This window comes from Calditrichota bacterium, assembly GCA_013151735.1.
Classification (GTDB): Bacteria; Zhuqueibacterota; JdFR-76; order JdFR-76; family BMS3Abin05; genus BMS3Abin05.
Genome location: JAADHR010000015.1, coordinates 1 through 11894, shown reverse-complemented (window position 1 = coordinate 11894; position 11894 = coordinate 1). Strand labels below are relative to the sequence as shown.

Below are 11894 nucleotides of genomic sequence, written 5' to 3'. Positions count from 1 at the left end.
CGCACGGGAGGTAACGATGAAGCGAATGAAGATTATTTTCTGGGTGACAGGGGTTTTTCTGCTGATGGGTTTTGGCACACTTTGGGCACAATCGACCACTGACGGCGCCATTACACCCAAAATGCTCCAATCATTTCAAGCATCTTTCAAAATAGACGCTCACACGCGAGCCATCATGAATGCCGTAACCCAAAACGACCTTAAAAAACTGGCCGTTAATCACCGGATGCTCATGGGCTACGACAGCCTTTTTTCGCATCGAATCAAAACCTACGGCATTACCAACCAGGCGCGAAGCGGCCGCTGCTGGCTGTTTGCGGGACTGAATATTTTGCGTCCCGTTGTTCAGAAAAAGTTACAGATCAAAAGCTTTGAATTCTCCGAAAGCTACCCTTTTTTCTGGGACAAACTGGAAAAGGCCAATTTCTTTTTGGAATCTATTATTAAAACCCGGCAAAAACCGCTCACAGACCGGAAGGTGGAATTTCTTCTGAAACACCCCTTCCCGGACGGCGGACAATGGAACTTTGTGGTAGCTCTGGTAAAAAAGTACGGCCTTGTTCCTAAAAATGTCATGCCGGAAACACATCAGAGCAGCAGTACCGGCGTCATGAACCAATTGATCAACCGAAAACTGCGGAAAGACGCCGCCATTCTGAGGGGATTGGGGCAAAAAGGGGTCAGCCTGAGCAAATTGCGTGAACGAAAAACAGCCATGCTGGGAGAAGTCTACCGAATTCTGGCGATTAATTTCGGTGTCCCGCCCACACAGTTCCAGTGGCGTTACAAAGACAAGGATGGGAAACTTTCTCCTTTGAAAACCTACACCCCCAAAAGCTTTTTTGAACAGGTTGTCGGAACCCATCTGGACGATTATGTTTGCCTGTATAATTGTCCCTCCCATCCGTACAACAAACTGTTTCAAATCAGTTTGGATCGAAATATGGCCAATTATTCCGATATGACCTTTGTAAATCTCCCGATTGACAGCCTGAAAACCTACACCTTTAAATCGATAATGGCTGACGAACCCGTCTGGTTCGGTTGCGATGTGGGAAAGGAGAGCTATATTAAACGGGGTATTATGGCTCCGTCCATTTACGACTACAGCGATATTTACGGCGTTGATTTCAATCTCACAAAAAAAGAACGTATTTTGTACCACGACAGCGTACCGACCCATGCCATGGTTTTTACCGGCGTCGATGTACTGAATAACAAACCCGTCAAATGGCTGGTGGAAAACAGCTGGGGAACAAAAGCCGGAAGCAAGGGATTTTTAATCATGTTTGACAAATGGTTCAATCACTACGTGTACGAGGTTGTTATCAACAAAAAATATCTTCCTGGCTCGGTTTTGAAAATTTTAAAAACGAAACCCACCGTTTTGCCTCCATGGGATCCCATGTACGCAATTATTGGTAATTAATAAATCTTTTAGGCCTAAATTTCCCCGGCACCTTAAAAGTGCCGGGGAGATATTGACCGGGGAATTTTCATTTATTTCCACTTGATTTTTCAACAATCTTTCCTTAATTTAATCCTAATTTGATGTGTCCCCCGTGATAACCCTTCATTGGGAGGAATTAATCCTCTGACGGACGTTGAAGTAATTTTTGCCCGGACTGGAAAAGAGAATTTAGTTCTGATATGAAAAAAACGGCTTTTTTCCTTTTGGCCATTTTGATTATTCTGGTCACATTCAATATCGAAAGAATTTACCAGCTTTCGGAAGAAAAATCCGCTCACCCGCCCACCCGCCTGGTGATTTGGGGATTTCCCAATCTCCCGGGGTTTCAGGGCGTGCGCGGCGCAATCCGGTACTACGACCGCCAGCATCCCGATATTAAGATTATCCTGGGAACCCCCGGAGGCAAAGGGGATATGGACCCCCAGAAGCTGCTAACGGCCATCGCCGGCGGCACCCCTCCCGATGTGCTTCGCCAGGATCGCTTTGCAGTGGCCTCCTGGGCAGCCAAAGACGCTTTTCGCCCGCTGGATGATTTAATCGAAAAAAGCCATTTCCCCTGGACCGATTTTTACAGCTACGCCCGAAAAGAAGCCACCTACAAGGGCAAAATCTACGGTATTCCTTACGATACCGACAGCCGGGCGCTCTACTACAACAAAACCCTTTTCCGGCAGGCTGGTCTGGACCCTGAACGCCCCCCCCGAACCTGGAAAGAACTCACGGATTACGCCATCAAACTCACCAAACGGAATGCAAAGGGGCAGATCGAGCAATTGGGCTTTGCACCCTATTTGGGAGAGGGGTGGTTTTACATCTGGTCGTGGGCCAACGGCGGACAGCTGATGTCACCCGACGGAACCCGGATCACCTTTGACACGCCCGAAAATCTGGGTGCCCTGACCTACGTCACCCAACTCTGCGATACCCTGGGGGGACGGATTAAAGACCTGGCCCGGTTTGAAAGCGGTTTTGGGCGCATCGGCACTATTGTTGACCCCTTTCTTCAGGGCAAATTGGGCATGTTCATTATGGGGAGCTGGTACCTGCAAACCATTTCCCGCTACAAGCTTCACATGGATTTTGGGGTAGCCCCTATGCCGGTGCCCGCCGGCAGACCCCCGGTCACCTGGTCCGGCGGCTTTTCATTTGTTATTCCCCGAAATGCCAAACACGTTCGGGAAGCCTGGGATTTCATTCAGTGGATGTCTTCCCTGGAAGCAGCTAAAATCGTGGGACGCCTGCAAAAGGACTACAATGCTCGGGTCGGCTACAAGGTCAATATTCCCGAAATCTACGCCCGGCGGTCTCTGAATGATTATCTCACCACACACGAGCTTCCCCAATATCCGCGTTTCGCCAAGGCGTATCTGGCCTTCGTGAATTTGCTGAACTACAGCCACTATCGGCCGGTCACGCCGGTGGCTCAGATTTTGTGGGATGCCCAGGTTCGTGTGGAGGACCGGGCGACCTTTCATTTTGATACCCCCAGGCGCGTTCTGCAAAAAGAACAGACATTTGTTCAGCAAGAATTAGATAAAATCCTTCACAAGCCCAATTTCCCTGTTCTCAATTTTAAAATCATTTATGGGATTTTTATTTTTATCGTCGGGTTCCTCATTTTTTGGTTCGGGTACCATCTGCGAAATGAACGACGGCGGGGGCCGCTCGTCTGGGAAGAAACCCGCAGCGGATTTTTATTTGCCCTGCCGTGGATGCTGGGATTTTTCACCTTTATCCTGGGCCCCATTATTGCATCCATTCTTTTTAGTTTTACCCGCTACGACGTCCTGCACCCGGCAAAGTTTGTGGGACTTTTGAATTACAAGGAATTGTTCTGGTTCACCAAAAGTTCCGTCAGCGGGAAAATTGTACCAACGGACCCCCTTTTCTGGAAAAGTCTGTGGAATACGGCCTACATCACGATCTTTGGCGTTCCCTTGAGTATCGTCATCGGACTGGCCATCGCCCTGTTCTTAAATCGCGAGAGCAGGGGCATCGGAATCTATCGGACGCTCTATTATCTGCCGTCGATTGTACCGATTGTGGCTGCAGCAATTCTGTGGCTCTGGCTTCTGAATCCTTCCACAGGTCTTCTGGCCCGATTTTTAGGCCTGTTTGGAATTACCAGTCCCAACTGGATGGCGGACCCTCACTGGACCAAACCGGCCATTCTGCTCATTTTACTCTGGGGCGCAGGCGGAGGCATGGTGATCTGGCTGGCAGGCCTGAAAAATATTCCGAAAGAAATGTACGAAGCCGCCAAAATCGACGGTGCCAACGCCTGGCAGCAATTCTGGAAAATTACCATCCCGTTCCTGACGCCGTACATCTTCTTCAATCTGGTCATCGGGATTATCGGGTATCTTCAGATTTTTACCCGAGCTTATGTCATCACCGGCCTGAACAGTCCCGACAACTCCCTGCTGTTTTACGTGTATTATTTGTTCAATAACGCATTTATGTATTTCAAGATGGGATACGCCTCTGCGATGGCCTGGATTCTATTTGTGATTATTCTCGTACTCACGCTGATTAATCTGAAACTCAGCAAAAAATGGGTCTTTTATCAGGAAGGATAACGCATAAGCAACAACTGTTTTCACCCCAATAATTTGGGGTGACGGTTCAAGACACGTGAAAAAACTGTCAGCTTTTTGAAGACCAAATTCTTTCTTTGAACCATCACCATAATTCATTACGGTGATAATGATAATAAACAAAGGTACCGAACCAAAAAATGACAAACAAACTTTCCGCAGCGTCCATTTTCAGGCAGGTCATCTTGATCCTGGGTGCGTTAGTTTTTTCCATTCCATTTTTTTGGATGATCATCACGTCCTTCAAAACACCCCAGCAGATTGTGTCCGATTTGAATCTGATCTCCATTTTCATTCCAAAGCCTATTCGGTGGGTCAATTACAAGGACATTTTCCAACTGGTGCCCTTTGCCAAATTTTTCCTGAACACCACACTCGTAACCCTTTCCAGCATCCTTGGTGTGACATTCGCCAGCTCGCTGGTGGCCTTTTCATTTGCCCGACTCAAATGGCCCGGACGAAATGCGGTTTTCGTGGTTCTGCTCGCCACCATGATGCTGCCCTACCAGGTTACAATGGTGCCGCAATTCCTGATTTTCAGATCGCTGGGCTGGGTTAACACACTGAAACCCCTGTGGATTCCGTCTCTCTTTGGCACGGCTTTTTTTATTTTTCTGCTCCGACAATTTTTTCTGTCCATTCCAAAGGATTTGATCGACAGCGCACGAATTGACGGCTGCGGGTACTTCAGAATTTACTGGGACATCATGCTTCCCCTCGTAAAACCCGCTCTCTTGGCTGTGGTTATTTTTCAATTTATGAATGCCTGGAACGACCTGCTGAGCCCGTTGATTTACATTCACCGCCAGGATTTAATGACGCTCAGCATCGGATTGCAGGTCTTCCAGAGCTCCCGTGCAACGGAGTGGAATCTCGTTATGGCGGCGGCTTCGCTTATGACCCTGCCGATTGTGATTGTTTTTTTCGTCGCACAAAAATACTTTATTCAAGGCGTCACCCTCACCGGGCTAAAGGGTTAGGTTTCCTCTGTGTTTCTTTTTGCGGAGAATCCAAAGCAGCGCCGTGACGGGAAAACCCCTTTTTCGAAAATCGGACTCATGGGTCGGGTGGCTACATTCTTTCATTCGCGTATTCGCGGCCTAAAAAGTCGGCTTCGCACGAACTAAAAACGGGTCGAAAACAGAATCAAGCCACGCATCTTCCGACAAGTCCTGACCGGCCCGTCCTGCAGCCCACTTTGCGGGCATCATTTTCGGAACCCGCTGAGAACTTTTTCGTACAAACAATTAATTCGAAGAGGTTCTCTGTGTTAGTGTTTTTGGTTACACAGAGGACCACAAAGAAGCACAGAGGACCACAGAGATAGTAACCAAGTTCTGAGCTTAGATAAAATTTAAACCCGTGAAAGGGCTTGATAATTTTTTTAATTTTACGTATATTTACTTACAAAAAAACCAAAAAATCTGCAGTTGTTAAAACCTAAAGACATCAGGATTGATTAGTCACATTCGGTAACATCTTTTCTTTAACAGCTTGTTGTTCTTGCGATTCAAATAAATATTTTTCTTAAGAAAAAAGGCACCCTGCATGAAAAAGCTTTTCTTAGGATTACTTTTCACAATTCTGGTAATGCCCGTTTTTCAACCGCCCTACACCTTTTCGCAGCAGCAAATATCACCCGAAAAGCGTGAATTCCAAATTGCAAAGGGGTTGTTTCAGGACAACCTCTATTCGGCCTCGATTATTCAATTAAAGGATTTCCTTCGAAAATTTCCTGCAAGCCCACATGCCAACGAGGCCCGTTTTCTGCTGGCGAAAGCCTATTTTTTTCAGCAAGATTACCAAAAGTCGATTCAGGCTTTTAAAACAGTACTGGAGTTTCCCAACACCCTTTCCTACACCGAGGAAACCCTGTATTATCTCGGCCTTTCCTATTTTCAGATCAAAGATTACACAAACGCCAGTGCAAGATTCAACAAGCTGGTCACAAACTTCCCAACAAGCCGTTTCATCGACAAGGCCCTTTACTGGCTGGGAGAATCAAGTTACCGAACCGGTAATGCACGGCAGGCATTGCTTCTTTTTCAACAAGTGGCCAGCCAATATCCCCAAAGTGACTACGCTGATCACGCCCTCTATTCCAGTGCCTGGATTTATGAAGAAATGGGTAATTTTCAAAAAGCCAACGAAATTTACGCCAAGCTTCTCAAGAATTACCCGAAAACACCGCTGCGGGAATCGGTGATGTTTCATCTGGGATTTTCAGCTTTCAACAGCGGGGACTACGCCAAAGCCGTTACCATTCTTGAAAAAGCGATCACGGATTTTCCCAAAAATACGCTTGTGCCCCAGGCTCTTTTTTTGATCGGTGAAGCTCAATTCCAATTAAAAAACTACTCCAAAGCGGAACAGGCCTATCAGAAGATTATTCAGAATTTTCCAACCAGCGAGTTTGTAACCAAGAGTTACTACGGATTGGGCTGGGTGTTTATTCAACAAAAGGCCTGGCAAAAAGCGGCTGGCAGCTTCGATTTGCTGGTGACCAACCATCCCGAAAGCAAACTGGCTCCGAACGCCTACTTTTACATGGGACAAAGTTTTCTGAGTGCCGGCGACACGATTAAAGCGCGGTCGGCCTTTTTAAAAATTTTCGAAAAGTACCCGGCCGACTCTCTGGCGGCCAATGGCCTGTACCAGACAGGCGTACTGGATTTTAGGGCGAAGAAATTCGATCAGGCCCGTTATTTTATGCAGCAAATCCTAACCAAGTATCCCAACCACGCCATCATCCCCGATGTGCTTTATTTACTGGGGGAAATTTCCGTGGCTCAAAAAAACTTCGATCAGGCTCAAACCTACTACCAACAGATTTTGGAGAAATTTCCTTCTCGTCCAATTGCGGCTGATGCCCTTTTCCGAAAGGGATGGTGCGATTTTCAGAAAAAGAATTTTCAGTCGGCTGTTCAAATATTTGATCACTTTCTTTCAACCTACCCAAAAGATCACCCGCTTCGCGACCGGGTTTTATTCTGGAAGGGAGAGGCTTATTTCCATCTTAAAAAATATGATCAGGCATTTCAGGCATACAAGACGCTCATCGATTTCAAATCGAGTTCCGAAAAAGCACCGGAAGCCTTTTATGCGATGGGTTGGATTTTACTTCGAAACAACCGGCCGAAACAGGCCATTCCTTACCTGGATGAAGCCATCCAGCGCACGACCAATCCCGATGTCCGCCGGGATGCGTTTATGAAAAAGGGGGACGCACTTTACAATCTGCGCCAGTACAACCGGGCCATTGCGGCTTACAACAACGTGCTGACGGAATTTGCAAACAGTGATCAGGCACCGGAGGCATTGTTTCAAATCGCACTTTCTTTTTATCGACTCAAGGATTTTGACTCGGCAGCTAAAAACTTCCAGCGAATTGCAACAACCTACCCAAACAGCCGCTTTGCTGAACAGGCCGCATTTATGATTGGAAACTGTTATTTCCAACAGGGTCGTTACCGGGATGCGATTAACGTTTACCAAAATTTTCAAAAAAATTTCACCGGAAGCCCGCTGGTAGCCAATGCCCTGTACAAAATCGGAGATTGTTACTACAACCTGGAAGCCTATCCCCAGGCCATCTCAGCCTACAAACGCGTAATCGAAGAATTCCCCAAGAGCTCGCTCCTCGATGACGCCATCAGCGGGATTCAATGGGCGCTGGTCCAACAGGGAAAGGTAAAGCAGGCGATTTCGATTACAAGTCAGTACCTGAATTCCGTTTCTGATCAAGCCACTGCGGCGGCTATTTTATTCCGGCAGGCGGAGCTGCTTTTTAATCTCCAAAAATATAACGAAGCTGTGGCCACTTACCAGACCATTCTCTCCCGGTACCCGAATTCGGCCACGGCCAAACAGACCTGGCTGTGGATTGGTTTAACCTATCTGAAGGAAGGCAAACCGGAAAAAGCAAAAAGCGCGTTTCTGCAGCAGATTTCCTTTGCACCCCAGGCAAAATCGACAGCCGAAGCCCTTTTCCAGCTGGGCAAACTGGCGTTTCAGCAAAAGAACTGGGGAGATGCCATTCGATTTTACCAGAAGCTGCTGAGCCAATTTCCAAACCACGAGCTGGTTCCCCAGGCCACCTACCAATTGGGATTGAGCTACCTTTCAAACAAAAATTACCCGGACGCCTGGAAAACATTTAGCGCCGTCGTGTCGTCCCATCCGTCAGAAGATTTGGTTAACGCCAGTAAAATTGGACTGGCCCGGGTGGCACTAGAACAAGGGCAATTTGACAAGGCTTTGAGCCTTCTGGATGATGTTTTGGCCGGGGCCAAAGGAAAATTGGCGGCCGAAGCGCAATTTACGCGTGCACAGGTTCTCGAAGCAAAAGGGGAACTGGAAAATGCCGCACTGGAATATTTAAAGGTCAAGTATTTGTATCCGGACGCGATTGACTGGGTACAAAAAGCCACCTTTCAGGCCGGAAAAGTGTACGTACGGGCCGGCAAAAAAACGGAGGCGCGGAGGATCTTTCGGTCCCTGGCCAAATCGGCCCCGGACAAACAGATTCGACTGTTAGCCCGGCAGGAAATTCGAAAAATCAAGTGAAAGAAGTTGCCACGAATTGCACTAATTTACACAAATTGGAAATAGTCAATTCATGAGTGATAACAGGTCGTCCATGAAAAAATTTTCTCACATTTTTATTAAGGCAGTCATCCTTCTCTTTTTGATTCAACTCGGCGGGGAGGCAGCTGGCCAGACCACCCGGCATCGCCGGAAATCGACCCGAAAACCCTTGCCTAACCGGCCAAAGAATGAACTGATTCTGGGAGAAGTTACTATTTACGGTGAATCGGCTTCTTTGCGAATGCCAAAAACAAAAGTGGCCATTTCAAATGAACCGGCCCGGGCGGCGTTACTGGGATGGGGCACGTACCACCTGTTTCCACCCACCGAACTCCAATCGCCCGAATTGCCGGCACTCCTCTCACCGGAGGCAAAACGGGTCATTGCGCTGGATGTCGCGGGCGGCAGCTTTCAAACATCCGATTCCAGACTTCTGTTCTGGAAAACCACCGGGCATGCGTCATTCGGATTGTCTGGCTTTTGGCGAAACAGCACCGGAACCTCGGTCAACCGGTTTTACCATCAGGGCGGCATGAATCTGCTTGGGAGTCTAAACCTCGGGAAGGGATTCCAGCTTGGTCTGACCTCTCATTACCAGCAGGACAGCTTTGGTTTTGGCGATTTTTGGCCCGACAAACTATCTTATCTTCTTTTACCAAATTGGCGGAAACTCCACACCTTTAACTATCGGGTCAGCCTGACGGCTGCACCGGGTCCTGAATTTCATTGGGGACTTTCCTACCAATCGCGTTTTTTCCCTACAGATAACGCGATCGATCACCCATTTAGCATTTCATTCCGCAGCTCGGCCAATACCCATCACGAAAAAACTCAAATTCTTTCCGGTAATTTTTCTCTCTCAAAAAAAATCACGTTGCATGCCACAGCACAAGCCATTTTTAATCGGGACCGATTTCCCTACTACCCGACGGGACTTGCGACTTCGCAGAGTGCTTCTCTCGCTCCGGAGGGCGCTTTTCAAAACTCCCAGACCTTTTTGAAGGGACAGCTGACAGCAGGCAAAGCGATAACCGATGCGTTTTTTGCCCGGGTTGGACTGAACACGTATTATTTTACACACTCAAATGACAGCAGTAAAACCCTGCTGAAAGCAGCACCGGTGCTTTCCATTATCTACACTCTGGCTCCCAGATGGCAGTTTGGTGCATCCTATTTTTCAGGGTACACCTTCCGAACCTCTTACGATGTTTACAGGGAGAACCCCTTTTACGACCAGTCCGTGAATCTCAATCAATTAGAACACCGGAAGGTGCAGGCACGGGTCACGGCTGATTGGGCGGCATCGAGACAGATGGTTTTCCGCTTTGGGTTATCAGAAAATGTCATTCAAAATTATCCGGTGTGGGAAAGTCATCTGGAATGGGGAACGCTTCCTGATTCTTCCTTTTATTTTCCAGGCGTTTTTCAACTGGTTTATCTTCCTGAGGTGCATTTCAATCGGTTAAAAATCGCCATTCAATCCGGTAAATTGGAGAGTTCCTTTCTGAAGGTTGCTTTTTCCTTTGCGTTTAATAAGCGTCTCACGACCGATTCGATGCGTTTCCCGAAATGGAATGATTCCAATGACGTCCCCTATCTCCCGAATCTGCAAATCACGTTTCAGGGACAGGCTCAAATTGCCCCCAAATGGCGGCTGGAAGCAGGGTATGTGGGAGACCGGGCTATTGAATATGTGCCGACCGTCGTACCCGCCGGGACGTCTTATCTGCCAAAGGCAAACACCTACCTGCCCAACTATCTTTTGATTAATGCCCGGCTTCGTTACCTGCTCCCATTCGGGTCAATTTATGTTGGACTCTGGAACGGATTGAACCAGACGATTGAGCCTTTTTTAAATATTCAAGATGATGGTCGAAAGGTTTTTGGGGGGATGGAAATCCGATGGTAGCTTTCTTAGTCATACATACACAGCATCAAAAATAATTTGATGACGAATGCGTAATGTGGTTGATTGAATCCTATTTTTACGGAGGTTTTTGAATGAATATTCTTGAAATTCTTGCCAAGGGCGGATGGGTAATGATTTTGATTGCTTTGAGTTCAATCGCTATTCTGGCTATTTTTATTGAACGGTTTTTCACACTCCGATCGGTCAAAATCAACGCGCGCACCTTTATTTTGCACGTAAAAAATCTCCTGCTGAAGGGACAACTGGATGAAGCCGTCAAGGCGGCCAAATTAACTCCCGGGCCGGTGGCGGCCATTACCAAATCCGCACTTGAGAAATACAAGCGACCAAAGGAGGAAATTAAGGAGGCCATCGAAACCGCCGGGCGGAGTCAGATTTACCATCTGGAAAAATATCTGGGAGCGCTGGCCACCCTTGCCGCCATTACCCCCATGCTCGGTTTTTTGGGCACGGTAACAGGAATGATCAGAGCGTTTATGAAAATTGAAGCCCTCGGGGGAAATGTGGGTCCCGGGGTTCTGGCCGGCGGCATCTGGGAAGCCTTGGTTACAACAGCGGCCGGACTTCTGGTGGGAATTGTCGCCATCATTTTTTACAATTACCTCCAGGGACAGGTGGAGCGCCTGGTTTTTGAAATGGAAGACAGTTCGAACGAGCTTCTGGAAATGGTTCGGGAAGAGGAGGCCTGATTCCATGAAATTCGAGACGTCCAAAAAACGTTACACCGATTTTTCGGCCATTTCCTTGACGGATATTGTGCTCCTGCTGTTGATCTTTTTTCTGCTGTCGTCCTCTTTTGTGGTTCAGCCGGGCATTAAAGTTAAGCTGCCGAAAGCGGCCACCGCCCGAAGCGAAAAGGTGTCCAATATTTTCGTGACCATTACAAAGAACGGAACGGTATTTTTGAATCAGCGAAGGGTTTCTCACAGCGCCCTGGGAGCCGGGGTGCGGAAACTGCTTAAAAAATGGCCCGATGCAACCGTTGTCATTAAGGCAGATAAAAACTTGTCGCTGCAAAAAACGATTGATGTCATCGACATCATTAAACTGGCCGGGGCAGAAAAATTCATGATTGCCACCCGCCCCGGGATGTAGATCTGTGGAGCCAAAAAAAGAATAACACAGAGAACTGCAGAGAAAGAAAAGAGAGAACCACGGAGAATAGAAGAGCGTTTGCAGTATTCCTCTGTGGCACTCTGTGCCTCTCTGTGGCGCTCTGTGTAACCAATTAAAAAACTAACACAGAGAACCGCAGAGAAAGAAAAGAGAGAACCACGGAGAATAGAAGAGCGTTTGCAGTATTCCTCTG

Annotated in this window: 7 protein-coding genes; all 7 read left to right on the top strand. The window is 47.6% G+C overall.

Going from position 1 to position 11894, the window contains the following annotated elements; translation table 11 throughout:
• The first annotated feature begins 16 nt into the window (after positions 1-16).
• Complete coding sequence (locus GXO76_00525; GenBank protein NOY76328.1) at positions 17-1429, top strand: C1 family peptidase; 1413 nt, start codon at positions 17-19, stop codon at positions 1427-1429.
• A gap of 221 nt (positions 1430-1650) precedes the next feature.
• On the top strand, positions 1651-4050 hold the full coding sequence (locus GXO76_00520) for an extracellular solute-binding protein (protein ID NOY76327.1): 2400 nt from the start codon (positions 1651-1653) through the stop codon (positions 4048-4050).
• 158 nt (positions 4051-4208) lie between these two features.
• Complete coding sequence (locus GXO76_00515; protein NOY76326.1) at positions 4209-5048, top strand: carbohydrate ABC transporter permease; 840 nt, start codon at positions 4209-4211, stop codon at positions 5046-5048.
• Between the two features lie 568 nt (positions 5049-5616).
• Complete coding sequence (locus tag GXO76_00510; GenBank protein ID NOY76325.1) at positions 5617-8634, top strand: tetratricopeptide repeat protein; 3018 nt, start codon at positions 5617-5619, stop codon at positions 8632-8634.
• Between the two features lie 73 nt (positions 8635-8707).
• Positions 8708-10564, top strand: a complete 1857-nt coding sequence (locus GXO76_00505; protein NOY76324.1) for a hypothetical protein — start codon at positions 8708-8710, stop codon at positions 10562-10564.
• Between the two features lie 92 nt (positions 10565-10656).
• Entirely contained in the window at positions 10657-11274 is a 618-nt protein-coding gene (locus tag GXO76_00500) for a MotA/TolQ/ExbB proton channel family protein (protein NOY76323.1), read from the top strand.
• Positions 11275-11278: 4 nt separating this feature from the next.
• Positions 11279-11680, top strand: coding sequence for a biopolymer transporter ExbD (locus tag GXO76_00495; GenBank protein ID NOY76322.1), 402 nt, complete (start codon positions 11279-11281; stop codon positions 11678-11680).
• Positions 11681-11894: the final 214 nt, after the last annotated feature.